Source organism: Pseudomonas sp. NBRC 111143 (genome assembly GCF_001320965.1).
Classification (GTDB): Bacteria; Pseudomonadota; Gammaproteobacteria; order Pseudomonadales; family Pseudomonadaceae; genus Aquipseudomonas; species Aquipseudomonas machongensis.
Genome location: NZ_BCBT01000002.1, coordinates 22,058 through 48,856 on the forward strand (window position 1 = coordinate 22,058; position 26,799 = coordinate 48,856).

The window sequence follows — 26,799 nt, forward strand, 5'->3', positions numbered from 1 at the left end:
GTATGATAAAACTTCTCCCCCAGAACGTTGACTTTCTAATCAACACCACTCAACTCAACGCAAGCTACGACGAAATAGGTGTTGCATCGATTCAGGTTGAGGCTCAGCGACTCGAACACATCGAAAAGAATACCTACGCCATGGCGACGCTTGTTTTCGAACGCGTCGCTGAACTGCGCTGTATAACACTCAATTTTTTCGAGCACCAGTATCAAAACTACGAAATCCTGGGCAATCAAGATGATGAAGTAAAAACTTGGCGTGAGACCGGACTTCATCCTGACCCAAAATTCTATGAAGTCGTCGAATCAGCGCTGTTGGCAGAAAAGAATTCGCTCTATGACCCCGCCAACTTTCTTTCATTGAAGCATTACATCGTCGCGGGGTACGACAGCTACGTCGAGATCATCGCCGGCAGCTATCAATACGCTCTTGAGTAATTTTCCATGCAGAAAGACATCGCAGCGGAAGCTGATTTGTCAGAGATAAGTGCATGGCGTATGCACGAATCTCTGATTTCGCAGTATAAAGACATGAGTGCTCTAGCAAAAATCTCAGACACCGATACTGAGATGATTGCCAAACTCAGTGCGAGCCACCTGATAAGACAGGCCGAGCCCAATAGCTTATCACTTTCAAACCTCACGCCCGCACATTTGAACCTGAGCAGGCACCTGCAGGAATATTTAATCTCTTGGGCACACGAAGAAGAATAACTTGACGAATGCGCCGTGAACACCTTTGAGCGCGAGCACCCTTAGAAATACGACATGCTAAAAATAATAAAAATGCAAAATTCTTGAGCCACCAAAAAAGACAACAAATGCTTGCAACTAATCAAGAACGCCCGCGCATAAAAAATGAATCACATCCTGAGTAACAAACTTCTGACACTCAGAGTACAAAAATATGCTTCATACCTTCTTGGGGACTGATCCCGATTTCATCATATCGCTGCGCGACGATGAGCACGCCATCGAAATGCACATCGTCAGGTCGGCTCTGCCATCAAAAGGTATTTGAATCGTGGCGATGGTTCGCACTCTGCTCTGTACACTCATCGATGCGAAGAAAGGCCGGCAGCATGAGCTACTACAACGCGGGCAACATGGAGTTGTTTTCAGTCTGTTGCTCGACTTGCGCGCCAAACTTCAAGTCGGGTTGGATGGCCGTGAACCTATCTTTAGACAATCATCTCATTGGTGCAACTGAAGAGATCACGCAGATCGATACCTTTCTGAACATGATCAATGTCAAATTCGATAATTATGATCTCGATTACGCTGACTCCCTAAGAAATCTGGACAAATCAGCCGTGATTTCCCAGATCGAGCAAGGGTACGAGCACTCTCAAAACTGGATTGATTCCAGCAAAATTGGTGCGCTGTTCCTGTCGCTGAACCTGACGCCCTGCCTTGATGGCGATGTCGTGGTTCTGCTCATGCTTGAAACAACGGACCGGGTCATTTGGAGAGCTCATGACGATGACGTGGTGCGAGAAATTTTCCTGCCTCCTGGATACGTAAAAAACACACTGAACGATGTGATAAATTTTTTCAGCCCGCCCAAAAACCATGATTGATTCTTTCGAAACCACATTGCTCGAGGTGCTCGGGCTCGTCGCAGATTTCGATCCAGAGTATGCACAATGGAGCTGCAAGCTCACCGCAGAACCCCTCTGGTTGGAGTTGGTCTACTCACTGGACGGTACTGTTTCGACATCGCTGTATCTTGACGATAGGCTTCTGGCGTTCAATTACGCCAGCGGGCTGCATTGCCTTTCGATTGACGAGGACGAGATCTCATGCGACATCATGTCCGGATCACTTAGGCGAACACTCACCATCAATATCAATTCGCTAAGCGTGAGGTGGCAGGACTTATGATTCAGGACAGCCGTTGAAACCAACGCTCCCGCGAGTGCCCCTCAAGCCAAATGTGCGCGCAGCGGTAGTTGAAAGCCGTGGAGCCACGTTTATCCAAGGACCTGCAAAAGTGAGCCAGACCCGAGGTCTACGCGGTACCTGTGGGAGCGGGTTTACCCGCGAAGCAAACACTGCGGTAGATGGCACCGGCTTTGCCGGTGTTCGCGGGCAAGCCCGCTCCCACAGGTACTGCACAGGCCGGGCAGGAGCCATACCTGCTAGAAACAGCGAATCTCGACCTGCCCCCCTTCCATCCGCACCGGCCACACCCGCAACCGCTGCCCCGCATCCTCCAGGCAACGTCCATCACGCAAGCTGAAATGCTGCTTGTACAACGGCGCCGCCACCACCAGCTCGCCTTGCAGGCTGCCAATCAATCCCCGCCCGATAACATTGGCCCCTGAACGCGGGTCGCGGTTGTCCACGGCATACAGTGTCTGCTCCTGCCTGGGCAGGTAGAACAGCGCGACCTGCTCGCCATCGAGCCAGACCACCACCCCCGAATCGGCAATCAGATCATCGACCCGGCACACCGACTGCCAGATATCCTGTGGTGCAGCGACAGCATTGGACAGGTTCATCAAACGAGCTCCTCGACGGTAGGGATCAACTCCAGCGGCGTAGCCGGTCGACGCTGTTCGCGCTCACGCACGAAATGCACATCCGGGTCAGGCCGCTGGTCGTTGACGAAGGTGCGGAAGCGCTTGAGCTTCTCCGGGTCTTTCAAGGCGTTGGCCCATTCGCATTCGTAGCGGTCGACCACATGCTGCATCTGCGCTTCCAGCTCTTCGGCAAGGCCCAGGCTATCGTCAAGGATCACCGCCTTGAGATAGTCCAGCCCGCCGTCCAGCCCTTCGCGCCACACCGAGGTGCGCTGCAGTTTGTCGGCGGTGCGGATGTAGAACATCAGCACGCGGTCGATCAGGCGGATCAGGGTGTCGTCGTCCAGATCGGTGGCGAACAGTTCGGCATGGCGCGGGCGCATGCCACCGTTGCCACAAACGTACAGGTTCCAACCCTTGTCGGTGGCGATCACACCGATATCCTTGCTCTGCGCCTCGGCGCATTCACGGGTGCAGCCGGACACCGCGAACTTGAGCTTGTGCGGCGAGCGCAGGCCCTTGTAGCGGTCCTCGATGCGCAGGGCCATGGCGACGCTGTCCTGCACGCCGTAGCGGCACCAGGTGCTGCCCACGCACGACTTCACCGTGCGGGTCGACTTGCCGTAGGCATGGCCGGTCTCGAAGCCCGCCTCGATCAGCTCGCCCCAGATCAGCGGCAATTCGTGCAACTGCGCGCCGAACAGGTCTATGCGCTGGCCGCCGGTGATCTTGGTATAGAGATCATATTTCTTCGCTACCTGGCCGATCACGATCAGCTTGTCGGGGGTGATTTCACCACCCGGGATGCGCGGCACCACCGAGTAGGTGCCGTTCTTCTGCATATTGGCCATGAACGTGTCGTTGGTGTCCTGCAGCGGTACCAGCGAAGGGTCCATGATCGGCTGGTTCCAGCACGAGGCGAGGATCGAGCCCACGGTCGGCTTGCAGATGTCGCAACCGACATGCCCCTTGCCGTGGCGCTCGAGCAGCTCGTTGAAGGTACGAATCCCCTCGACCCGCACCAGCGCGTACAGCTCCTGGCGGGTGTAGGCGAAGTGCTCGCACAGGCTCTTGTCGACCGTCACGCCGCGCGCGGTCAGTTCGTGCTCGAACACCTGCTTGAGCAGCGCCGCACAACCGCCGCAGCCGCTGGCGGCCTTGGTGCAGCTCTTGACCGCCGCCAGGTCCGCGCAGCCACTGTCGATGGCCGCGCAGATCGCGCCCTTGCTGACGTTGTGGCACGAGCAGATGGTCGCGCTGTCGGGCAGGGCATCGGCGCCCAGAGTCGGCGCGCCGCCGCTCTGCGGCAGGATCAGCGCCGCCGGATCCTGCGGCAGGGCGATGCCGTTCTGTACGTACTGCAGCAGGGTGTCGTAATAGCTGTTGTCGCCGACCAGTACCGCGCCGATCACCCGCTTGCCGCTGGCGTCGACCACCAGGCGGCGGTAGCTGGCGTTGGCCTCGTCGATATAGCGGTAGCTGCGCGCGCCTGGAGTGGCGCCGTGGGCGTCGCCGATGGAGCCGACATCGACCCCCAGCAGCTTGAGCTTGGTCGACATGTCGGCACCGGTGAACTCGGCACTGGCCTCGCCGACCAGCAGCGCAGCGAGATTGCGCGCCATGCTGTAGCCCGGGGCAACCAGGCCGAATACGCTGCCGTTCCACGACGCGCACTCGCCGATGGCAAAGATCCTTGGATCGCTGGAACGGCAGTTGCCGTCGATGACCACACCGCCGCGCGGCGCGATCTCCAGCTCGCAGGCACGCCCTAGGGCGTCACGCGGACGAATACCGGCAGAGAACACGATCAGGTCGGTTTCCAGGTACTCACCACCATCGAACTTCATGCGGTGGCGATACTCTTCGCCCGGATCGATCGACTGGGTGGCGCGAGACAGATGCACACCGACCCCCAACGCTTCGATCTGCGCACGCAAGGCCGCGCCCCCTTCATGATCAAGCTGCACCGGCATCAGCCGTGGCGCGAACTCCACGACATGAGCCTCCAGCCCCAGCGACTTGAGCGCATTGGCCGCCTCAAGGCCCAGCAACCCGCCACCGACCACCACGCCACGCCGCGCCCCGGCAGCCGAGGCGCGGATGTCGTCAAGATCGTCGAGGGTGCGGTAGACCAGGCAGGCGGTACCGGTGGAGCCTTCGATCGGCGGTACGAACGGGTAGGAGCCGGTGGCGAGGATCAGTCGGTCGTAACCGTAGCGGCCCTGGGCAGTGACCACTTCGCCCAGCGTGCGGTCGATCTCCAGCACCGCTTCGTGCAAGTGCAGGTGCACGCTGTGCTGACCGTAGAATTCGGGCTCGCACATCGCCAGTGCCTCGGCGCTGCTGCCGGCGAAGTATTCCGACAGGTGCACACGGTCGTAGGCGCGCTGGCGCTCCTCGCCGAACACGCGCAGCTCGAAGCGCGTCAGGGCGCCGCGCTCGATCAGTTGCTCGACCAGGTGATGACCGACCATGCCGTTGCCGACAATGACCAGTCGCTCTCGTTGTCCGCCGTTCGCTGTTGCCTTCATAGCCGATCCTCGATCACGGTGTGCGGGGCTTGCCCGACGCAAAGACAAAAAAAGGCGCCTGGAGCCGAAGCTCCAGGCGCCTTTGCCTGTACTCATCAGTGTGAGGCCCCTGTTGATCGCCGTTGATCAGTGGGGCTGTGTTGTAAATCGTTAAAAGCAGGGAGCGTGCCAAGGTGCAATCGGTGCTGGCGCTATCGCGGGACAAGCCCGCGCCAACAGGGGATGCAGCGTTGCGCGACCTGCAGGAGCGGGCCTGACGCGCGACAGCGCCGCATGCTGCACCGCCTCAAGCCGGTGCACCGCTCCCCATCCCGGTGCACTCAATACACATCGCGTCGATAACGCTTGCTCTTGCTCAAGCCCTCGACATAAACCGCCGCCGCCTCGGCGCTCATCCGCCCGTGCTCGGCCACGACCTGGCGCAGCGCGGCATCGACATCCTTGGCCATGCGCTGGGCATCGCCGCAGATGTAGAAGTACGCCCCCGCCTCCAGCCACTGCCACAGCTCGGCACCCTGTTCGAGCATGCGCTGCTGCACGTACAGCTTCTCGGCCTGGTCACGCGAGAACGCCGTGCTCAGGCGCAGATGACCGCTGGCCTCCCAGGCCTGCAACTGCTCGCGGTAATAGAAATCGAAGGCAGCATGCTGCTCACCGAAGAACAGCCAGTTGCCGCCGCTCGCACCGCTGGCTTCGCGTTCTTCGAGAAAGGCACGAAACGGCGCGATACCGGTGCCAGGGCCAACCATGATGAGCGGCGTGGCATCGTCGTCCGGCAGTCGGAAATGCCGCGCGACCTGCGGGAAGATCGCCACCTCCAGCGCTTCGGCGCGGTCGGCGAGAAAGCTTGAGCTCACGCCCTTTCGCTGGCCATAGCGCACGGTTGAAACAGTCAGGTGCACCTGCTGTGGATGGGCCTTGGGGCTGGAGCTGATCGAGTACATGCGTGGCTGCAAGGGCTTGAGCAGGGTCAGCCAGTGCTCCAGTGACAGTTGCGGCGCGAAGGCAGCGAGCACATCGGCCAACTGCCGCCCCCACAGCCAGCCCCTGAGTTCGGCCTTGTGCTCGGGCAGCAGCAACCGACGCAGTTCACCGGCCTGCGGCGCCTGGCTGAAGGCTGCAAGCTGTTGCGAAGTGACCCGGGCGATCTCCAGGTGCCGCTCCATCGCCTCGGCCAACGGCATCACCGGCAAGTCGGGCAGTTGCACGCACGTCTGGCCATCGAGCCCCATCAGCTCGAGCAGCTCCTGGACCAGCGCCGGGCAGTTGCGCGGCCAGACACCCAGCGCGTCACCTGCCTCGTAGACCAGCCCGGTGCCTTGCAGGTCGAACACCACCTGGCGCGTTTCCTTGGTCGCTCCGGGCGCATTGAGCACACGGTTCTCGATGATGGGAGCCAGGCAGGGCTGCTGCCTGCCGAACACTGGCGCCGGCTTGGCTGTGACCTGCGCAGCGGCCGTCGGCCCCAGCAGCGGCAACAACGCCTGCAGCCATGTGACGAACGATGGATCGAAATCCGGTTCGCAATCGACCCGATCGAGCAGACGTCGGCCGCCCAGTTCAGCCAGACGCTGGTCGAGCTTGCGGCCAAAGCCGCAGAACTGGTCGTAGCTGGAATCACCCAGCGCCAGTACCGCGAAGGGCAGTGCCGCACACTGTGCCCCCTCCTCGCCCTGCAACGCCTGCCAGAACGCCGAAGCGCAGTCAGGCGCATCGCCGTCACCAAAGGTGCTGGTGATCAGCAGCACGCTGGCGGCGCCACGCAGTTGGCTGGGGCTGACGGCATCCATGCAGCTCAGCTCGACGGCCAGGCCCGCTTCGCGCAGATGCGCCGCACAGCGCTCGGCCAGCGCCTCGCCATTGCCGGTCTGCGAGGCCCACAGCACCCGGTGCCTGGCAACCTCGGCCATGGCGACCGGCGCCACCACCGGCTGGGCGAACAGGCCGGCGATCAAGCCATCGACGAACAACCGACTGGCGGGCGCCAGCGGCGCACCGGGCGGCAGACTGGGCACCCCCGCTGTGCGCACCTGCCCAAGGCCGAGTAGGAAACCCTGCAGGTAACGACGCTCCTCGTCCGCCAGGACGGGGGCCGGCAGGCTGTCCAGGCCCAGCAGGCGAGACAGGGTGTCGGTGGGCATGGGGGCAGACTCCGTAGGGATCGCGCTGGGCAGCTCGAGTGCCTCGATGCGTTCGCCTGCAACCCGCTCCAGGGTCACGGCGCAATGCTTGAAGGCCGGTTGCAGGGAGGTTGGATCGACGGCATCGCAGGTCACGGCGTTGATCGCCAGTTGCTCGCCATACAGGTCGTTCCAGTGAAAAGGGGCAAAGCAGTTGCCGACCAGCACCCGCTCGCTGATGCGTGCCGGCAGCACGGCCTGGCCGCGGCGCGAGCGGATCGCCACCTGGTCCTTGTCGGCGATGCCCAGGCGTCGGGCGTCCTCGGGATTGATCTCGACGAAGGGGCCGGGCTCGAGCTTGTTCAGGCTCGGCACCTTGCCGGTCTTGGTCAGGGTGTGCCACTGGTGCTGCACGCGGCCGGTGTTGAGCACCAGCGGAAAGTCGGCATCCGGCAGCTCGGCCGGCGCCAGCCAGGGCCGGGCAAAGAACCGCGCCTTGCCATTGGGGGTAGGAAAGGCCAGCGCGGGCCGCTCGCCTTGAGCGTCGTGCAGCAGCGCCTGGCTGCTGCCGTCATTGAGGTAGCGCAGCGGGCTGCGGTCGTCCGCGCGCCCGGGCGCACTTGGCCACTGGCGCGGCTTGTCGCGTAGCTCGGCGTAGCCGATGCCACGCAGGTCATAGCCGGTGGCGGGGTTCCAGAAACAGCGGATCTCGTCGTACACCGCTTCGGCATCGGCATAGCTGAACGCCTCGGCATAGCCCATGGCACAGGCGATGCGGGCGATGATGCGCCAATCCTCAAGGCTTTCGCCGGGCGCTGCGACCGCACGCGGCATCAGGGTGAGGTTGCGCTCGCTGTTGATCATCACACCCTCGCCCTCGGCCCACAACGCGGCCGGCAGCAGGATATCGGCATGGCGGTTGGTCTCGGTGTCGAGGAAGGCGTCCTGGGCGATCACCAACTGCGCCTCGTGCAGGCCGTCGATCACCTGCTGGCGGTTGGCGACACTGGCCACCGGGTTGCTGCAGATGATCCAGCAGGCCTTCACTTGCCCGGCCTTCATCTGCTCGAACAGCGCCACCGTGCCTTCACCGCCTTCACTGCGCAGCGCGCCCGGCGCCAGGCCCCACTGCTGCTCGACGAACGCACGGTCGCCCGCCACCTGCGCCGAACGCTGGCCCGGCAGGCCCGGGCCCATGTAGCCCATCTCACGGCCGCCCATGGCGTTGGGCTGGCCGGTCAGCGAGAACGGTCCGCTGCCAGGTCGGCAAATCGCGCCGGTGGCCAGGTGCAGGTTGCACAGCGCGTTGCTGTGCCAGGTGCCATGGATGCTCTGGTTGAGGCCCATGGTCCAGCAGCTCATCCACTCCGACGCCCCACCGATCCAGGCAGCCGCCTGACGGATATCGGCCTCGGCAAGGCCGGTCAGGGCCGCGACCCGTTCGGGGGCGTAGTCGGCGAGAAACGCAGGCATCTCGTCCCAGCCCTCGGTGTGGCGGGCGATGAAGTCGATGTCTGTATGGCCGTTCTCGTGCAACAGGTAGAGCAAGCCGTTGAGCAGAGCCAGATCACTGCCCGGGCGCACTTGCAGGAACAGGTCGGCCTTGTCGGCGGTGGCACTGCGACGCGGATCGACGACGATCAGCCGAGCCCCGGCCTTCACTCGGTCGAGCAGGCGCAGGAACAGGATCGGATGACAGTCGGCCATGTTGGCGCCAATGACGAAGAATACCTCGGCACGCTCGAAATCCTGGTAGCTGCCCGGCGGGCCGTCGGCGCCCAGCGACTGCTTGTAGCCGCTGCCGGCACTGGCCATGCACAGCCGCGAGTTGGATTCGATATGGCGGGTGCGGATAAAGCCCTTGGCCAGCTTGTTGGCCAGGTATTGAGCCTCCAGCGACATCTGCCCGGACACATAGAGCGCCACGGCATCCGGCCCGTGCTCGTCGATGATCGCGCGCAGGCGCGCGGCCGACTGCGCAATGGCGTCGTCCATGCCGGTGCGCACCGGCTGCTGGCTGCGCTGCTGGCGCACGAAGGCGTGCTCCATGCGTCCGGCAGCGGACAACGGCAGATGTGCGGTGAGGCCTTTGGTGCACAGGCGTCCGAAGTTGCTCGGGTGCTGTTTGTCACCGCTGATCTTGACCACCTGGTCCTCGGCCACGGTCATGACAATGCCGCACCCGACCCCGCAATACGGGCAAACGCTGCGCACCTCGCTGCTGCTCATGGGCGGTCTCCCTGAAAACGCAAAAGGCGCCGGCTACCCGGCTTGCAGGGCAAGCGGGGTAACACGGCGCCTTTGTCGTGAGATGTAGGGCCCCTCGGCGTTGAGGGGTCCGGATGCAGCTGAATCAGCAATTTGCGGGCCAGTTGCGCAATGGCGGTGGCCTTGGCGCGGGCAACCCGCACCCACAGGCCTGCGCAGCACAGAGGGCGGACCGCCCCGCGAAAACATCGACGCGATATCCGCCCCGTCTTGATGCCGCCGCGCACCAGAAGATGACACGACGCCCAACCGACTATATGATTCGTATACGTTTCATATACCAGGAAGACTTCCCATGGGCATCGTCAAGATCTGCGACGACCTCCACGAAGACCTGCGCATCGCCAGCGCCGCGATGTCGCGCTCGATCAACGCCCAGGCCGAACACTGGATCCGCATCGGCATGCTCGCCGAACTGCACCCCCAGGCCACCTACCAGGAACTGCTGCGTCAACTGCTGCGCCAGGAACAAGCGAATCTCAAGGAGCTGCTGCAATGAGCGAGGTGATACTCAAGAACCCAGAGCAACTGGCACTGATGCGCAGGGCTGGGCAGTTGCTGGCACAGGTGTTCGCCGACCTTGACGGTTTCATCCGCGCCGGGGTGACCACGATGCAGATCAATGACCGCGCCGAAGCCTTCATCGTCGAGACGCTCAAGGCGCGCCCGGCGAGCAAGGGCCAGTATGGCTTCCCCTATTCGCTGAACACCTCGGTGGACCAGGTCGTCTGCCACGGCATGCCCAAGGTTGACGAGGTGCTGCAGGAAGGCTCGATCATCAACGTCGACATCACCCTGGAACAGGGCGGCTATATCGCCGACTCATCGAAGATGTACCGCATCGGCGCAATCAGCGAGGAGGCCCGGCGTCTGGTCGACACCACCTACGAGGCGCTGTGGAAAGGCATCGAACAGGTGCGCCCCGGCGCCACCCTGGGCGATATCGGCCATGCCATCCAGCAGTTCGCCGAGGCGGCGGGCTACAGCGTGGTACGCGAGTACTGCGGCCACGGTATCGGCCGGCAGATGCACGAAGCGCCGCAGGTGCTGCACTACGGCCAGCGCGGCATGGGCCTGAAACTCAAGCCCGGGATGGTGTTCACCATCGAGCCGATGATCAACCAGGGCGCTCGCGGCACGCGCACGCTGAAAGATGGCTGGACGGTGATCACCCGCGATGGCGGGCTGTCGGCGCAGTGGGAACACACCGTCGCGGTGACCGAGCAGGGCTATGAAGTGCTGACGCTGCGAGCGGAAGAAAGCCGGCGTTGAGGCCTGCGTAGACGGCCCCCTTGCTGCCTCTCTACAATCGCGCCACACCCCTCGCCCCGGACACTCTTCATGGACGAATCCGCACAGCATTGGCTGCATGCCCTCTCCGCCCCGATGGCCGCACTCAACGGTGCCAGCTACACCGCCGCCGAATACTTCGAAGGCGAAGACCAGACCGACCTGGAAAGCGGCTGGGGCATCAGCACCCGTGCCCAGTTGCTCGACGTGCTCGGCATGGCCGACAACGGTCACGCCAGCGAGATGAGCAACGCCTACTGGCAGTTCCAGCGCTGCCTGCCAAGCCAGTGGCAGGCACTGCTCGCTACGCTGACACCACGTGACCAAGTCAAGTACAACTACGCCGCCCGCACCTTTCCCGACTGCGGCCCGGGCGGAACCCGCGCCTGGGACATCGGACGCATGAGCTTTCTGCTGCGCGCCGGGGTGAAAAAGGGCCATATCAGCCGCGACGAAAGCCTCTACCTGCACTATCGCCTGGCCTTGCGCGCTCGCCATTACTACAACCGCTGGGACAGCTACATCGCCGGGTACCTGTTCGGCAAGGCGCTGTGGAATGTCTCCGACAGCAGCGACGAAACGTTCGCCGCCAACCTGGAGCGTCAGGGCAACGAACACTGGAATCGCTGCATTGCCCTGAACCTGAGGATCGGCGCCAACGCGCTGCTCGCCGACCTGCCCTGGGAACTGCCGTTGCCTGAGCCGGAACGCCCGACATCACTGGAAGAGGACTGCTGGTCATGAGTTGCTGGATTCGCCTGGGCATCGAGCCGACCCAGGACCTCGACACCATCCGCCAGGCCTACCGCGGCCGCCTGCCGACGCACCATCCGGAAACCGATCCCGAAGGCTTCCAGGCCCTGCGCGCCGCCTACGAGGAAGCACAGCGCCTGGCCCGCGAACACGCCGAAACCGGCGCGGCGCCCGAGCAGCAAGCAGCCGAAGGGCAGACCGAAGCGTCCACCAGCGAAGCCTTCGAGGCGTTCCATGCACTGCTCGAAGACTCCACTCGCCGTTACGAACCCCAAGCCTGGCAGGACTACATCGCCCAGCTCGACGAACTGCCCTTGGAGCAACTGGAAGACCTCAGCTGGCGACTGCTGCACAACCTGCGCAACTGCGGACCGATCTCGTACCAGTGCGCACGCCTGCTGGCCCAGCGCATGGGCTGGGCCGAGCAGTTGTTGCGCCTGGCGCCGGAAGATGCCCAGGAGATAGAGGCCTTCCTGCAGCGCATCGAGGAACCCGATCCCTTCGACACCCGCCTGATGCACAGCTGGTCCCCCGCCGCGCAACTGGAAACCCTTTGGTACTTCCGCAGCCTCGGCTACTACCATCAGGAGCGCCCGCTGTTCGAGTACGCACAGTTCGCCGGTTGCCACACCTGCGTGGCGTTCCCCGACGACGAGCATCTGGTTCAGCGCCTGACCGAACAGTTCAGCCAAGTGGGTATCGGCAGCCTCACCCTGCATGCACGCCTGCAGCTCCAGCACCAGCAGGCGCCGGACGACGTCGACCTGCTGTTCTTGCTGGCCCGCCAGGCCGACGCCCTGGGCGCCGAGCAGCAAGCCCTGGACTGCTGGCTACGGCTGTGGCGCGAACACCGCCACCCGCAGGCCGAACGCTGGCTGCTCGACCTCTGCGCGCGCTACCAGCCGCAGCGCCTGCCACTGCTGATCCAGGCCCTCGACCAGCAGAGCACGCCCGACACCTGGCCCGCCGACCTGGCCGATCCGGCACAGGTCCTGGGCAGCCCGGCACAGTCGCCGCAGACACTGGCGCGCTGGTCCGAAGCCTCGCGCCTGGGCCTTGAGGGTATCGCCGCCACCTACATCGACTGGCGCCTGGACGGCGACGACGAACTGCCGCTGCTCGCCTGGCTGCTGCCCAACCAGGACGATCGCGAATTGCACCGCCGCTACTGGCAGGCCTGGGCCCTGCAACGCGGCGAAGCCGGCTTGCTGCGCACCATTGTCGATGAGCGCCTGGGCAACGACCCGCTCGATGCCTTGATCCTCGAAGGCTTCCAGCGCCAGGCGGCGCAGCAACTGCATTGGCTCGAACACTCACCGGTGGCGCGTGCACTGGTGGAGTATTGCGCACGTGACGAGGGGCCGGTGGAACTGCCAGAGGCGCTCAAGTCCGACGCACTGCACCCGGCTTGCCGCGAGTGGCTGCGGCGCATGCGGGTTTATTCGCCACGAGCGCTGGGCGAGCTGAACGAGCATTTCGACATGCGCCGCATGTTCACCGTGCCATTCGGCCTGGTGCTGATGGAAGAACTGGCACTGAACGGCATCGAGCTGCCGCCGATGGTGGAGGGCGAAGCACTGTGGAACTGGCATCGCCAGCAGTTGTTCATGCTGGCCACGGCGCAACAGCCGCAACGCTGGCTGGACCTGGCGCCACCGCAACTGGCCGCCCAGCTCACCTACCCGAGCGACCATCCGTTCGCCCCCCTGCACAAGGTGCTGATCGCCCGTCAGGCTCAGTTCAACGAACACAATGCCCTGCTCGGCTGGATGGACGACCGCGACCCGCTGCAGGCCCTGGTCGCCAGCCGCCTGCACACACTGGGTTACGTGTTCGGCAGCACTCGCCTGCCCAGCGCGGTACGTCTGCTCGAATGCCTGGAAGAAGACGTCGGTGCCCTCGACGGCCACCCACTGGGCTACATGCTGCTATGCGCAGTGCTGTACCACGACCCAGAGCTCGATGCTCAACAGCGCGCCCGCTTGCGCGATCGCCTCGAGGCGCTGAACAACAACAGCCCCTGGTTCGCCCCGCTGCGCGATGGCCTGATCGCCGGCAAGGTCAAACGTCCGCCGCGCCAAGCCGTAGAGCAGGAAGAGAAGGTCGACGGCAAGCTGCTTAACGAGATCCTCGACGCCTTCAATCACCTGGTCAAATCCGCATCCCCGCCAGGCACGCGCAGCCTGATGCGCCTGCAGAAAGCCAAGGATGACCCGGACCAGGACACCGGCCTGCGCTGCGCCAGCATGGCGATACTGGCTCGCGCCGAACGCTTGCTGATGGCCCGTGTCAGTCAGACGCCGGTACCCTCCTGGGCATTCTGGCGCCTGGACAGCCGCCTCAATCGCAGCGACCTGATCGCCCACGTGATCGTGATGCTGCTGGCGGGCACGGTGCTGACTACCGCGACCAAGAGCCCGATGCTCTGGACCCTTGTCGTGTTGCTGCTGTTGACATCCTTCCTGCGGCGCTTGCGCGACTTGGGCCAGGGCGTCTGGGCACTGGTGGGGTTGCTGGCCGTCAGCCGCCTGCTGCCATTCGCACCGCTGCTTCTGGTGGGGCTACCCGGCGACAAGCTGGCCAACCGCTATGGCCCTTCACCGGACGACCCCGACCAGTTGCAACTGGGCCTGCAAGTGGCCCTGCGGCGCCTGAACCATCCCTGATCAGTAGCGCAGCTCGTCCAGCGCCTGGCTCAACTGCTGGCGCTGGCGACTGATCTCGGTGGCCTGCTGGCCAGCGAGCACGGCATTGAAGGCGTCCAGCCAACTGCCGATGAGGTCGCGCTCATCGCCCAGGCTCTGCATCCAGGCGCGCTCCAGGCGGGCCAGCAGGGTGCGGTTGGGCAAGGCGTCGCGCGGGTGGATCTTCAATCTCGCCAGACGCTCGTGGCTGGCCTGGCGGGCGTCACTGTCCAGCCCGGTCGGGCTGCGGTCGATGCTGTGGCTGTGCTTGTGTCCGGTTTCGAGGAACGTCACGTCCACTTCGAGCAGGCCATTGATGTCGTAGCTGAAGCGCACATCCAGCGACTGCACCTGGCCGGTCGGCTGCAACGGAATCTCGAAACTGTCGACCAGAATGTTGTCGCGCACCCAGGGCCGCTCGCCCTGGTACACGGCGATGCGCACCACTTTCTGCTCGGGATGGCTGCTGTAGAAGCGCTGCACACGCGAGGTGGGGATCACCGTGTTGCGCTCGATGATCGGGGTAAAGGCCCCGGACACGTCCTCGCCACGGGACGAGGCGACCCCCAGGGTGTAAGGACAGACATCGGTCAGGATCAACTCGTCGATCGCCGAATCCCGCGCCTTGCAGGCTGCCTGGCTGGCGGCGCCAAGAGCGACGATGGTGTCCGGATCGAGGTGGCGGTACGGCAGGCGGCCGAACAGCTTGGCCACCAGTTGCTGGATCTGCGGCATGCGCGTGGCCCCGCCGACCAGCACCAGGCTGTCCAGTTCGCGCGGGCTCAGGCGCGCATCACGCAGGGCCTGCTCGATGGGGGTCCGTACCCGTGCCAGCAACGGCGCCCAGATCGACTGCAGCCGGGTCTGGTCAAGCACCCATTCGCGGGCCTGGCCATCGCCGCTCCAGTGCAGGGTGCGACTGCCCTCGCCCACCTCGCGTTTCAGCTGCTCGATCGCATCATGCAGGCTCGACAGCGCCTGGGGCTCCAGGGTTTCGGCACTGAGGTTCCAGTCACGCAGGCAGGCATTGAGCAAGGCCTCGGTGAAGTCCTCGCCCCCCAGATAGTTGTCACCGGTTGAGGCATGCACCTCGATCAGCGGCAAGGCGTATTCCAGCACAGTGACGTCAAAGGTCCCGCCGCCCAGGTCGAACACCAGGGTGCGCTCGAACTTCTGCTCGTGCAGCCCGTAGGCCATGGCGGCCGCGGTCGGCTCGTTGATCAGGCGCTGCACCTTCAGCCCCGCCAGCTCCGCAGCGAAGACCGTGCGCTTGCGCTGTTCGTCGCTGAAATAGGCCGGCACCGAAATCACCGCTTCACTGACCGGGCACCCCAGATACGCCTCGGCATCCTGCTTCAACGCGCCCAGCACCAGAGCCGAGAGTTCTTCCGGGGTGAAGCGGTGCTCGCCGAGCTCGAAGCGCTTGTCACTGCCCATGAAGCGCTTGAAGGCCGCAGCGGTGCGATGGGGGTGGGTGGTCAGGCGGGCGCGGGCGGCGCTGCCCACCAGGATGCTGCCGTCGTCGTCGACGCTGACCACCGACGGCGTCAGCACCTCGCCCACGGCGTTGGTGATCAGCTGCGCCTTGCCGTCCTGCCAGACCGCGATAAGGCTGTTGGTGGTCCCAAGGTCGATACCCAGCAGTGGGGTCGACGGCGTGGGCGTTGGAGAGGTGCTGGCATCCTGCATGGTCGGTCTCTGCTTGCAAGGTAGAGCCGGCGCGCGGCCTGCTGGCTGCATCCGGCGTGTAGGGGGATTCTGACGCAATGAGCCAGCGAGTTGAAGGCGTAGATGCGAACCCGGCGTGCCTGCTGACCCAGGGCGGCACCAGGGACGGAAAAAATATTCATCGAACACGGGAATAGAAGCCGACACCGGGGCGTTGTCCCTGCATGGCCGATGCATAAGGCCATCATTCCCCCGAACGGATTCGGATAACCGCCAGAGGAATCTCTCATGTTGAAGAAAAGCGCACTCGTTCTTTCATTGGCTCTGACCTGCGTGTCTGGCCTGGCCTTGGCTGATGCCCCCGCGAAGGTCGGCGACAGCGCCCTGGGCAAGGTCCTGGTCGACAGCAAAGGCCTGACCCTCTACACCTTCACCAAGGACAGCGCTGGCAAGTCGGCGTGCAACGGTCAATGTGCGCAGAATTGGCCGCCACTGGCCGCCGGCCCCTACGCAAAGGCCGCCGATGGCTACAGCGTGATTACCCGCGACGATGGCAGCAAGCAGTGGGCTTACAAAGACCAGCCGCTGTACGGCTGGGTCAAGGACCAGAAGCCGGGCGATACCACCGGCGAAGGGGTCGGCCAGGTCTGGCACGTGGCCAAACCCTGAAGCTGAAACACCACGGGGCTATCGATGGACAGCCCCGTGGTGTTTGTGCAAGACAGAAACAAAAAAAGCGACCCTAAGGTCGCTTTCTTTGTGGCTTCCGGGTGTTCAGTGGGCCCTGGAAGCTGGAATATGGCGCAGCGGACGGGACTCGAACCCGCGACCCCCGGCGTGACAGGCCGGTATTCTAACCGACTGAACTACCGCTGCGCTATACATCGAGTGGTGGGTGATGACGGGATCGAACCGCCGACCCTCTGCTTGTAAGGCAGATGCTCTCCCGGCTGAGCTAATCACCCTTCGTCTCGGTGTGGCGCGCATTCTACGGAGGACCCTGTACCCTGGCAAGCACTTTTTTCAAATTTTTTATCTGATCTTTCAAAGACCTATGAATAAGTCACTGCTGGCCCTCTGACAGGGTTGGCCTGCAACCACTGCTCGGAGAATAATGCCCGCCTTATGTATTAAGGAGAGATTCCCCCTCATGTGGTTCAAGAACCTGCTGACCTACCGCCTGACCCAGGATGTCCCGTTCGAGCCTGAAGCGCTGGAGACCGCCTTGGCCAGCAAGCCGGCCCGCCCCTGCGCCAGCCAGGAGCTGACCACTTACGGCTTCGTCGCTCCGTTCGGCAAGGGCGAAGACGCTCCCCTGGTACACGTCAGCGGTGAATTCCTGTTGATTGCCGCACGCAAGGAAGAACGCATCCTGCCCAGCAGCGTGGTCAACGATGCGGTCAAGGAGAAGGTCGAGGAGATCGAGACCGAGCAGATGCGCAAGGTCTACAAGAAGGAACGCGACCAGATCAAGGACGAGATCATCCAGGCCTTCCTGCCGCGTGCTTTCATCCGCCGCTCGATGATCTTCGCTGCCATCGCCCCGCGCCAAGGCCTGATCCTGGTCAACTCGGCCAGCGCCAAGCGCGCCGAAGACCTGCTCTCCACGCTGCGTGAAGTCATGGGTTCGCTGCCGGTGCGCCCGGCCACCGTGAAGATCGCCCCGACCGCGACGATGACCGACTGGGTCAAGTCGCAGCAGCCTGCCGAAGGCTTCTATCCACTGGATGAATGCGAGCTGCGCGACACCGCCGAAGACGGTGGCATCGTGCGCTGCAAGCGCCAGGACCTGGCCAGCGAGGAAATCCAGTTGCACCTGAGCACCGGCAAGCTGGTCACGCAACTGGCCCTGGCCTGGCAAGACAAACTGTCGTTCGTGCTCGACGACAAGATGGTGATCAAGCGCCTGAAGTTCGAGGAATTGCTGCAGGAGCAGGCCGAGCAGGATGGTGGCGACGAAGCCGCGCAACAGTTCGACGCAAGCTTCCTGCTGATGATGATGACCCTCAACGAATTCCTGCCGGTGCTGTTCGAAGCCCTGGGTGGGGAAGAGATTCCGCAGGGGGTCTGATTCAGGTTGAAAAGCCGGTGCTGGGTGGTTGTGCGGTCGCCAGCACCGACTTGTCCCGCGAAAGGGCCAGTGAATTTCACAAAGCTATAAATAGAAAAGGAATCCCCCATGCGCGCCCTCGCCGCCTTCAGCCGTTTCGTCGGTAACACCTTCGCCCTCTGGGTCTTGGTGTTCGCCTGCCTGGCCTTCCTGCAACCGCAATGGTTCATCGCCCTGAAGGTAGCCATCGTGCCACTGCTGGGGCTGGTGATGTTCGGCATGGGCCTTACGCTCAAGCTCGACGACTTCGCCGCCCTCGCCCGTCAACCCTGGCGCGTGGCGCTGGGAGTGGTGGCGCATTTCGTGATCATGCCGGGCGTTGCCTGGCTGCTGTGCCAACTGTTTCACCTGCCACCGGAAATCGCCGTGGGCGTGATCCTGGTCGGCTGCTGCCCGAGCGGCACCGCCTCGAACGTGATGGTCTGGCTGTCGAAGGGCGACCTGGCATTGGCCGTGGCCATCGCCGCAGTCACCACCCTGCTCGCGCCCTTGCTGACCCCGGCGCTGATCTGGTTCCTGGCCTCGGCCTGGCTGCCGGTCTCGTTCATGGACATGTTCTGGTCGATCCTGCAGTTGGTGATGCTGCCGATCGTGCTCGGCGTGCTGGCGCAGAAGCTGCTCGGTGCGCGGGTGCAACTGGCGGTGCAGGTGCTGCCACTGGTGTCGGTGGTGAGCATCGTGATGATCGTCTGCGCGGTGGTCGCGGCCAGCCAGGCGAAGATCGCCGAGTCCGGCCTGCTGATCATGGCGGTGGTGATCCTGCACAACAGCTTCGGCTTCCTGCTGGGCTATCTGACCGGCAAGCTGTGCAAGCTGCCCCTGGCCCAGCGCAAGTCGCTGGCGCTGGAGGTGGGGATGCAGAACTCAGGCTTGGGCGCGGCCCTGGCAGCGGCGCATTTCTCACCGCTGGCGGCGGTGCCCAGCGCGCTGTTCAGCGTCTGGCACAACATCTCCGGGGCCTTGCTCTCGACCTGGTTCAGGCGCATGGAAGAGCCTCGCGGTGCCGGGGAGGAACAGGCGCAGGTCGGGCGCTGAGCAAGCGGGCCTCTTCGCGGGCAAGCCCGCTCCCACAAGGTATACAGCTGTCTTGAGTTTGGGAGCGGCGGTTCGCCGCCGCGACTTGCCCGCGAAGAGGCCCGGACAGGCGCCACTTGCTTGTCACCCGGCAGATGTGCAATATAGTGCGCACTGTGAGGACGACCTCACGACGCAAGGCGTGACCAATCCGGGGACGGCCCCATCTTTCAACGATGGAGAATCATCATGTCCTGGATCATCCTGTTCTTCGCCGGCCTGTTCGAAGTCGGCTGGGCTATCGGCCTCAAATACACCGATGGCTTCACTCGCCCACTCCCCACTGCACTGACCGTCGCCGCCATGGCCGTGAGCCTGGGCCTGCTGGGCCTGGCCATGAAGGAATTGCCGCTGGGCACTGCCTACGCCATCTGGACCGGCGTCGGCGCAGTCGGCACGGTAATCGCCGGCATCATCCTGTTCGGCGAATCCATGGCATTGGTGCGCCTGATCAGCGTTACGCTGATCGTCGCCGGCCTGATCGGCCTGAAGGTCAGCGCCAGCTGACCTTCCACCCCTTCCCTCAACGCAAGTCGCCGCGCAAGGCACTGACTTCCTCGCGCAGCGCTTCAGGCTGGGCCGCCTCCACCGGGATGGCGGCACCCGCCACCAGGGTCACCCGCGACCACAATCGACGCAGGAAGCCCTTGGCCGGATCACGGCTGAAAAAACTCCCCCACAACCCCTGCAAGGCCAGCGGAATCACCGGCACCGGCGTTTCCTGGAGAATCCGGCTGACGCCCCCCTTGAACACATCGATCTCACCATCGGCGGTCAGCTTGCCTTCCGGGAAGATGCACACCACCTCACCGGCCTGCAGGTACTCGGCAATGCGCGCAAAGGCCCGCTCGTACGTCGCCTCGTCCTCGCTGCGCCCGGCAATCGGAATGGCCCCGGCAGTGCGGAACACGAAGTTGAGCACCGGCAGGTTGTAGATCTTGTAGTACATGACGAAACGGATCGGGCGACGGATCGCACCGCCGATCAGCAGCGCATCGACGAACGACACATGGTTGCACACCAACAGCGCCGCCCCCTCGTCAGGGATACGATCGAGATCGCGGTGCTCGACGCGGTACATCGAATGGCTGAGCAACCAGATCAGGAAGCGCATGGTGAACTCAGGAACAATGCGGAAGATGTAGGCGTTGACCGCAATGTTGAGCAGCGACACCACCAGGAACAGCTGCGGGATGCTGAGGTCGGCCAGGCTCAAGAGGACGATGGTGACGATCGCCGAGACCACCATGAACAGGGCATTGAGGATGTTGTTCGCGGCGATCACCCGGGCGCGCTGGTCTTCAGGCGTACGCGCCTGGATCAGGGCGTAGAGCGGCACGATGTAGAAACCGCCGAACACACCAAGCCCGACGATCGAGACCATGATCCACCAGGCCTGGCTCATGCCCAACAGGCTCAGCCAATCGTGCGGCGCAGCAGCGGCCGGCACGTCACCCGAATGCCACCACCAGAGCAGACCGAACAGGGTCAGGCCGAAAGAGCCGAACGGCACAAGGCCGATCTCCACCTTGCGCCCACTCAGGCGTTCGCACAGCAACGAACCGACGGCAATGCCCACCGAGAACAGCGTCAGCACCAGCGTGACCACGGTCTCGTCGCCGTGCAGCCAGTCCTTGGCATAGGCCGGGATCTGCGTAAGGTAGATCGCCCCGAGGAACCAGAACCACGAGTTGCCGACGATCGAGCGCGACACCGCGGGGGTTTGCCCCAGGCCCAGGCGCAGGGTGGCCCAGGACTGCTTGAAGATATTCCAATCCAGCTTCATCTGCGGCGCCACCGCCGCCGCCCGCGGGATCCAGCGGCTGGCCAGGTAGCCGAGCACCGCAGTGCCGACGATGCCACCGGCCACCACCGTGGCGTAGTTGCCCGAGGACATCATCACCCCGGCACCGATGGTGCCGGCCAGAATCGCCAGGAAGGTGCCCATTTCCACCAGCCCGTTGCCGCCGACCAGTTCGTCTTCGCGCAAGGCCTGAGGCAGGATCGAGTACTTCACCGGCCCGAACAGCGCCGAATGAGTGCCCATGGCGAACAATGTCAGCAGCATCAGTTCCAGGTGATCACTGAGAAAGCCCACCGCGCCGATCAACATGATCACCACTTCAGCCAGCTTGATCGCACGGATCAACGCATCCTTGGCGAACTTCTCGCCAAACTGCCCGGCCAGCGCCGAGAACAGGAAGAACGGCAGAATGAACAGCAGCGCGCAGAGGTTGACCCAGATCGACCGGTCGCCCTCCAGGCTGAGCTTGTAGAGGATCGCCAGGATCAGCGACTGCTTGAACAGGTTGTCGTTGAAGGCACCCAGCGACTGGGTGATGAAGAACGGCAGGAAGCGCCGCTTGCCGAGCAAGGTGAATTGCGAGGAATGACTCATCGTCCTTGTTCCTGAGAGGGCGTTGTCAATTGGAGGTCCGCTCATCGCGAGAAGCCACAAATCTGCACGCGATTGCCCACCCCTGGCAACAGGCCTGCGAAGCGCATCACGCCGACGAACCAATTAATGGCTATATGCCATTATTTTTTCTGCAACCCCTTTTCAGAATGTTGCAAGGCTGCCGATAATTCATATAGATGACTACATCCGGTAACAGGATCAGCCTTCGGCTCTCCTCCAACGCACAAGAAAAGGAGCACAGCAGCAGATGTTCACCTGGTTCGGCGATCTGAAGATCGCACACAAACTCGGCCTCGGTTTTGGCCTGGTCCTCGTGCTGACCCTGGCCCAGTCGCTGATCGGCTGGGACGCCCTGGGCAGCCTGGTGCGGCGCAGCGAAGTGGTCAGCGACGTCTCCGCACTCAACGATGCCCTGGGCGATCTGCGCGAGGCGCGCTTGCGCCACGCCATGTCCAATGGTGACGAAGAACAAGGCAAGGCGTTGCAGCAGACACTGGCGGCCTTCCAGGCCCCCCTGGCGAAACTCCACGGCATCCTGCGCAACGCGACCAACCTGCAGACCCTCGACAAGGCCGAGCAGGCCCTGCAGGCCTACGCCCGCAACCAGGAACAGAGCCTGCAGTCGTACCGCACCATGCGCGCCGCGCAAAAGGAGATGGGTGGGCTTGCCACCCAGTCGTTCGCCACGATCGACAGCATCCGCAAGCAGGTCCGCGCGTTGCCCGATGCCGAACAGCGCTACGTGCGCAGCGAAGCGATCAATCAGATCCGCGAGAACCTGATCCTGCTGCGCTACCAGGTGCGTGGCTACACCGGCAACACCAACACCGACACCGAGCAGGCGATGAATGCACAGATCACCACCACGGTGAACGACCTGCCAGCCCTGACCGCGGTATTCGATGGCCAATTCGCCGAACAATTCCGCCAACTGAACGAACAGGTGCGCGCCTACGCCGCCGCCGTCGAGGCCTTCCGCGGCGAAACCCGCAAACTGATGGACTACCGCGCCAGCATGGGCAATGACGTCGCGACCCTCACCACCCTGATCGGCCAATTGCTCGACAGCCAGGCAGTGGCCGTGGTCAATGACAGTCAGTTCGCCAAGACGCTGCAGTTCGCCACCACCGCCCTCGCCCTGCTGCTCGGTGCCCTGCTGGCGATACTGATCGCCCGGCAGATCAGCCAGCCGCTGCAACGGGTGCTGCGCGCCATGGAGCAGGTGGCCGACGGCAACCTGGGCGAACAACCCAGCAGCAATCGCCGCGATGAACTCGGCCAGTTGCAGAACAGCCTGCATGGCATGACTGCCAAGCTGCGCCAGCTGATCGGCGGCGTGCGCGACGGCATCTCGCAGATTGCCAGTGCCACCGAAGAGCTCTCGGCGATCACCGCGCAAACCAGCGCCGGCGCCAGCAGCCAGCGCCAGGAGACCGACCAGGTCGCTACTGCGATGCAGGAAATGGCCGCCACCGTGCAGGAAGTCGCGCGCAATGCCGGCGAAGCCTCGGTGGCCGCCAGCGCCACCGATCTCGAGGCTCGCGAAGGCGACAGTGTGGTCACCCGCGCCGTGACCCAGATCGGCCGCCTGGCCAGCCAGGTCGACGCCACCAATGAGGCGATGGACGCCCTGCGCAACGAAAGCCAACGCATCGGCAAGGTGATGGACGTGATCAAGGCCGTGGCCGAGCAGACCAACCTGCTGGCGCTCAACGCCGCCATCGAGGCCGCCCGCGCTGGCGAGGCCGGTCGTGGTTTTGCCGTGGTCGCCGACGAGGTACGCAGCCTGGCCCAGCGCACCCTGGCCTCGACCGAAGAAATCGAATCGGCGATCAGCAGCCTGGAGCAAGGCACGCGCTCGGTCAGCGACCTGATGGAAGAAAGCCAGAGCCTGACCGAAAGCAGCGTGGCACTGGTACGCGAGGCCGGCGTTGCGCTGGAGGGCATCACTCAGCGGGTGTCGGGCATCCAGTTGATGAACCAGCAGATCGCCGCCGCCTCCGAGCAGCAGAGCGCCGTGGCCGAGGAGATCAGCCGCAGCGTGGTGACGGTGAGGGACATTTCCGAGCAGACCGCCGAGGCCAGTGAGCAGACCTCGGTGTCCAGCGTCGAACTGGCACGGCTGGGTGGGCATTTGCAGCAGATGATCAGCCGGTTCCAACTCTGACAGCCCGAGCTCCCTTGTAGGAGCGGGCTTGCCCGCGAAAAACACGCTTGCAGGAGCAACTGTCCTGCTCAAAATCGAAAGACCAGCCCAATCCCTGTAGGAGCGGGCTGGTCACGCGAACCCGAACAACCCCCGCGCGGTGTCCACCAACAGCGCCCGACGCAGCGACGCCGAGCAGCCCAGGGCATCGAACTGCTCGACCGCCGCGGTAAAGCTCATCACCGATTCATGCTGGGTATGCGGCCAGTCGCTGCCCCACATCAACCGGTCCGCGCCATAGTGCGCCTCCAGGGCGCACAGGGCCTGGCGGGCGAAATCCAGGTTCTGCCCAGGCGCGCCGCCCAATCGATAGATCCCCGATACCTTCACCCATACCTTGCCCTGCCCGCCGAGGGTCAGCAGCTCGGCAAATCCCGGCTGCCCCAACCCCAGGCGCGCATCCGGCCTGCCGAAGTGATCGATCACGATATCCACACCATATGGCTGCAAGGCACGCACGAGTGCCGGTATATCGGCCACCTGTCGATGCAGCTCGACATGCCAGCCCAGATCGCCGATCAGCTCCAGCAGTGGCCGCCAATCGGCGTCGCGCAGATCAGGCAGGGCCTGCCCCATCAGATTCAGGCGCACACCGCGTACACCGAGGCGCGCCATCTGCTCAAGGGTGTCGCGCGCAACGCCAGGCTCGAGCATCACCACGCCGCGCAATTGCCTGGGCGCGGTTTGCAACGCCGCCAGCAGGTAGCTGTTATCGGTGCCGAGAAAGCTCGGCTGCACCAATACGCCATGGCTGAAACCGTGCCCGGCCAGCTGGGCCAGGTAGTCGCCTAGCGGCGCATCGTAGGTGGGTGCGTAACGGCGCTCTGCTGCCAGGTTCAGCCCACGGCTGAACACGTGGGCGTGGCTGTCGATCGCGGTGAATGGGGATACAGGGGTTTGCGGCATGATGCTCATTCGGGAAGATTGAAGGTTACTTGGCGACCACACCCGCAACCTGCGGCGAGACCGGGGCCTCGAGGTTGCGACCACGGGTTTCCGGCAGACACAGTGCGGCGATCACCGCCACGCCGTAGGCGATGCCGGCATCGATGCCGATGGCGGCCCCCAGCGACATGGATTCGCTCATGTGACCGACCAGGAACGGGAACACGGCCGACAGCACCCGGCCGAAGTTGTAGCAGAAGCCCACCCCGGCACCGCGCACATCGGCCGGGTACAGCTCGTTGAAGAACGCCCCCAGGCTCGCGGGAATGCCGGCGGCGAAGAAGCCCAGCGGGAAGCCGAGGAACAGCATCTGCGTATTGCTCAGCGGGAAGAACACATAGGCCTGTACCGTCAGCACGCAGCACAGGGCGAACAACAGGATGTTCTTGCGCCGGCCAATACGATCGATGAGCAAGCCACTGACCACGCAACCACACCAGAAGGCGAAGATGATCACCGCCAGGTAGCCGCCGGAGTTGAGCACCGAGAGGTTGCGCTCGGTCTTGAGGAAGGTCGGCAGCCAGGTCATCACCGCGTGGTAACCACCATGGGCACCCAAACCCAGCAGCCCGCCCAGCAGGGTCACGCGCAGCAGTTCAGGACGGAAGATGCCGGCCATGGACTTGGTGAAGCTGACGGGAATGGCCTTTTCCTTCTGCAAGCGCTGGAAGCTGTCCGGCTCGGGTACGTTGCGCCGCACCCAGATGATCAGCAGCGACGGCAGCAGGCCGACGAAGAACATCACCCGCCAGGCGAACTCCTGCGGCACCAGCGAATAGATCAGCGCAAACAGCCCCACCGCCAGGCCCCAGCCCACGGCCCAGGCGCTCTGCACCGTACCCATGACCTTGCCGCGGTATTTCGGGTTGATGGTCTCGGCCATCAGCACCGCGCCTGCGGCCCACTCGCCACCAATGCCGAAGCCCTGCATGGCCTTGACGAACAGCAGCGGGTAGAAGCCGGTGACGAAGGCCGACAGGAAGGTGAAGAAGGAGAACCAGAGGATCATCCATTGCAGGGTACGCACCCGGCCGTAGCGGTCGGACAACGTACCGCCAAGCCAGCCACCGATCGCCGAGGTGACCAGCGTCAGCCCACTGATCAGCCCAGCATCACCCTTGGTCAGGGAAAACGCGGCGATCAGCGCCGGGATGGCCAGGCCGAACATCTGCACTTCAAGGGCGTCGAGCGACCAGCCACCAAAGCAGGCCCAGAACGTCTTGCGTTCGCGCGAGGTGATTTCGCGATACCAACTGAACATTATTTCTTATCCTTCTATGTCGTGTGTGCGAGGTCAGGGGGCAGCCGGACGCACGCCGGCCAGGCAGGCAGAGCCACGGCGCCGTGCTGGCACGGCGCCGGACGTCACAACGGGGCGTGAAACGCCCGGTCAGCGAATATCGATGCGGTAGCGGAAGTGCTCGGCATGGCCGCGCGAACGGCGCCATTCCAACAGTTTGCCGGCGTAGTCACGGGCCAGACGCTCGATCACCACCACCGGGCTGCCCTCCGGCAGCTGCAGCAGGCGCGCGTGAACGGCATCGACCGACTCGGCCGTGAGGGTCTCCTCGGCATAGGCCACCACCTGACCGCACAGCTCTTCGTAGATCGGGTAGAGCAGCGGGCCCTTGCGGTCCAGCTCGACCTCAAGCAGTGGCTGGAACGTCTGCCGTGGCAGCCAGATTTCCTCGGCCAACACCGGCTGGGCACCGAGCAGACGCACGCGCACGATGTGAATGACGTCGGCTTCCGGCGCCAAGCCCAGGGCACTGGCAACCGCCGAGGGCGCCGGGACTGGCTCGATGGACAGGATGCGGCTCTCGGGCACGGCACGTTCGCCGTTGGCCGACTCGAAGCGGAAGAAGCGGAACAGCGAGGAATGGAACTGCGGCCGACGAATGAAGGTGCCGCGGCCTTGCTGGCGCTCCAGCACGCCCTCGGTCACCAGCACATCGACGGCCTTGCGCACGGTGCCGACCGACATGTCGAACTCGCTGGCCAGGGCCGCTTCGGTGGGAATGGCCTCACCGGGGCGCCAGCGGTTGTTGGCGATCTGCTCGACCATATGGTCGCGCAGCTGTTGGTAGCGGGGCAGACGCGCATCACCGGGCAGTGTGTTCATGGGGCCTGTCTCTCGTCTTGTTATATAAACATATATATGAATTTTTCCGAGAGTATTCCTGCTGCCCTGAACGCTGTCAATC

General features: G+C 63.7%; 20 protein-coding genes, 2 tRNA genes and 1 pseudogene. 13 read left to right on the forward strand and 10 right to left on the reverse strand.

Features of this window, described 5'->3' with window-relative positions; translation table 11 throughout:
- Nucleotides 1-2: 2 nt before the first annotated feature.
- The 3 genes from APH44_RS01395 (at nt 3) to APH44_RS01405 (ending at nt 1,582) form a co-directional block, all read left to right on the forward strand.
- Nucleotides 3-440, forward strand: a complete 438-nt coding sequence (locus tag APH44_RS01395) for a hypothetical protein (RefSeq protein WP_054890908.1) — start codon at nt 3-5, stop codon at nt 438-440.
- A 6-nt stretch (nt 441-446) separates the two neighbouring features.
- The gene (locus APH44_RS01400; protein ID WP_054890909.1) at nt 447-716 is read left to right on the forward strand and encodes a hypothetical protein; all 270 of its coding nucleotides are present in this window, start codon (nt 447-449) and stop codon (nt 714-716) included.
- Nucleotides 717-1,084: 368 nt separating this feature from the next.
- The gene (locus tag APH44_RS01405) at nt 1,085-1,582 is read left to right on the forward strand and encodes an Imm42 family immunity protein (protein ID WP_054890910.1); all 498 of its coding nucleotides are present in this window, start codon (nt 1,085-1,087) and stop codon (nt 1,580-1,582) included.
- Between the two features lie 561 nt (nt 1,583-2,143).
- Here the strand turns inward: APH44_RS01405 and nirD are convergent.
- The 3 genes from nirD to APH44_RS01425 form a co-directional block, all read right to left on the reverse strand.
- Nucleotides 2,144-2,506 carry a nitrite reductase small subunit NirD gene (gene nirD, locus APH44_RS01415; RefSeq protein ID WP_054890912.1) on the reverse strand — a complete coding sequence of 121 codons (363 nt, stop codon included), beginning with the start codon at nt 2,504-2,506 and terminating at the stop codon, nt 2,144-2,146.
- Nucleotides 2,506-5,058: a nitrite reductase large subunit NirB gene (nirB, locus tag APH44_RS01420; protein WP_054890913.1), complete on the reverse strand. Its 2,553-nt coding sequence runs from the start codon at nt 5,056-5,058 to the stop codon at nt 2,506-2,508. Before nirB ends, nirD begins: the two co-directional genes overlap by 1 nt.
- Nucleotides 5,059-5,378: 320 nt before the next feature.
- Nucleotides 5,379-9,407, reverse strand: coding sequence for a bifunctional nitrate reductase/sulfite reductase flavoprotein subunit alpha (locus tag APH44_RS01425; protein WP_054890914.1), 4,029 nt, complete (start codon nt 9,405-9,407; stop codon nt 5,379-5,381).
- A gap of 334 nt (nt 9,408-9,741) precedes the next feature.
- Here APH44_RS01425 and APH44_RS01430 point away from each other — a divergent pair, with 334 nt between their 5' ends.
- The 4 genes from APH44_RS01430 (at nt 9,742) to APH44_RS01445 (ending at nt 14,155) form a co-directional block, all read left to right on the forward strand.
- Nucleotides 9,742-9,945 carry a ParD-like family protein gene (locus APH44_RS01430; RefSeq protein WP_054890915.1) on the forward strand — a complete coding sequence of 68 codons (204 nt, stop codon included), beginning with the start codon at nt 9,742-9,744 and terminating at the stop codon, nt 9,943-9,945.
- Nucleotides 9,942-10,718 carry a type I methionyl aminopeptidase gene (map, locus tag APH44_RS01435; protein ID WP_054890916.1) on the forward strand — a complete coding sequence of 259 codons (777 nt, stop codon included), beginning with the start codon at nt 9,942-9,944 and terminating at the stop codon, nt 10,716-10,718. The genes APH44_RS01430 and map overlap by 4 nt, the downstream gene beginning before the upstream one ends.
- Before the next feature lie 69 nt (nt 10,719-10,787).
- Nucleotides 10,788-11,480, forward strand: coding sequence for a DUF1266 domain-containing protein (locus APH44_RS01440; protein WP_054890917.1), 693 nt, complete (start codon nt 10,788-10,790; stop codon nt 11,478-11,480).
- Nucleotides 11,477-14,155 carry a DUF805 domain-containing protein gene (locus APH44_RS01445; protein ID WP_054890918.1) on the forward strand — a complete coding sequence of 893 codons (2,679 nt, stop codon included), beginning with the start codon at nt 11,477-11,479 and terminating at the stop codon, nt 14,153-14,155. The genes APH44_RS01440 and APH44_RS01445 overlap by 4 nt, the downstream gene beginning before the upstream one ends.
- Here APH44_RS01445 and APH44_RS01450 read toward each other — a convergent pair whose 3' ends face one another.
- Nucleotides 14,156-15,862, reverse strand: a complete 1,707-nt coding sequence (locus APH44_RS01450; RefSeq protein WP_054890919.1) for a molecular chaperone HscC — start codon at nt 15,860-15,862, stop codon at nt 14,156-14,158.
- A gap of 267 nt (nt 15,863-16,129) precedes the next feature.
- On the opposite strand from APH44_RS01450, the gene APH44_RS01455 reads away from it, so the two are divergent.
- Complete coding sequence (locus tag APH44_RS01455) at nt 16,130-16,510, forward strand: hypothetical protein (protein ID WP_054890920.1); 381 nt, start codon at nt 16,130-16,132, stop codon at nt 16,508-16,510.
- A gap of 130 nt (nt 16,511-16,640) precedes the next feature.
- On the opposite strand, the gene APH44_RS01460 is transcribed toward APH44_RS01455, so the two are convergent.
- Together APH44_RS01460 and APH44_RS01465 are read right to left on the reverse strand one after the other, a co-directional pair.
- Nucleotides 16,641-16,717: transfer RNA gene (locus tag APH44_RS01460), tRNA-Asp, on the reverse strand.
- A 13-nt stretch (nt 16,718-16,730) separates the two neighbouring features.
- A tRNA-Val gene (locus tag APH44_RS01465) sits at nt 16,731-16,806 on the reverse strand.
- A gap of 185 nt (nt 16,807-16,991) precedes the next feature.
- Here APH44_RS01465 and rdgC point away from each other — a divergent pair.
- The 3 genes from rdgC (at nt 16,992) to sugE (ending at nt 19,532) form a co-directional block, all read left to right on the forward strand.
- The gene (rdgC, locus tag APH44_RS01470) at nt 16,992-17,912 is read left to right on the forward strand and encodes a recombination-associated protein RdgC (protein WP_054890921.1); all 921 of its coding nucleotides are present in this window, start codon (nt 16,992-16,994) and stop codon (nt 17,910-17,912) included.
- 108 nt (nt 17,913-18,020) lie between these two features.
- Nucleotides 18,021-18,986: a bile acid:sodium symporter family protein gene (locus APH44_RS01475; protein ID WP_054890922.1), complete on the forward strand. Its 966-nt coding sequence runs from the start codon at nt 18,021-18,023 to the stop codon at nt 18,984-18,986.
- A 228-nt stretch (nt 18,987-19,214) separates the two neighbouring features.
- Complete coding sequence (sugE, locus tag APH44_RS01480; RefSeq protein WP_054890923.1) at nt 19,215-19,532, forward strand: quaternary ammonium compound efflux SMR transporter SugE; 318 nt, start codon at nt 19,215-19,217, stop codon at nt 19,530-19,532.
- A 16-nt stretch (nt 19,533-19,548) separates the two neighbouring features.
- Here the strand turns inward: sugE and APH44_RS01485 are convergent, their stop codons facing one another.
- Nucleotides 19,549-21,423, reverse strand: a complete 1,875-nt coding sequence (locus APH44_RS01485; protein ID WP_054890924.1) for an MFS transporter — start codon at nt 21,421-21,423, stop codon at nt 19,549-19,551.
- Between the two features lie 268 nt (nt 21,424-21,691).
- On the opposite strand from APH44_RS01485, the pseudogene APH44_RS30595 reads away from it, so the two are divergent.
- Both APH44_RS30595 and APH44_RS30600 read left to right on the forward strand, forming a co-directional pair.
- Nucleotides 21,692-22,756: pseudogene (locus APH44_RS30595) on the forward strand (methyl-accepting chemotaxis protein); the annotation flags it as partial.
- Entirely contained in the window at nt 22,748-23,611 is an 864-nt protein-coding gene (locus tag APH44_RS30600) for a methyl-accepting chemotaxis protein (RefSeq protein WP_371264423.1), read from the forward strand. The pseudogene APH44_RS30595 and the gene APH44_RS30600, both read left to right, overlap by 9 nt.
- 111 nt (nt 23,612-23,722) lie before the next feature.
- Here the strand turns inward: APH44_RS30600 and APH44_RS01495 are convergent, their stop codons facing one another.
- The 3 genes from APH44_RS01495 to APH44_RS01505 all read right to left on the reverse strand — a co-directional run bounded on the left by APH44_RS01495 (nt 23,723) and on the right by APH44_RS01505 (nt 26,717).
- Complete coding sequence (locus APH44_RS01495) at nt 23,723-24,565, reverse strand: amidohydrolase (RefSeq protein WP_371105621.1); 843 nt, start codon at nt 24,563-24,565, stop codon at nt 23,723-23,725.
- Nucleotides 24,566-24,581: 16 nt separating this feature from the next.
- Nucleotides 24,582-25,856 carry an MFS transporter gene (locus APH44_RS01500; protein ID WP_054890927.1) on the reverse strand — a complete coding sequence of 425 codons (1,275 nt, stop codon included), beginning with the start codon at nt 25,854-25,856 and terminating at the stop codon, nt 24,582-24,584.
- Between the two features lie 129 nt (nt 25,857-25,985).
- Nucleotides 25,986-26,717: a GntR family transcriptional regulator gene (locus tag APH44_RS01505; RefSeq protein WP_054890928.1), complete on the reverse strand. Its 732-nt coding sequence runs from the start codon at nt 26,715-26,717 to the stop codon at nt 25,986-25,988.
- Nucleotides 26,718-26,799: the final 82 nt, after the last annotated feature.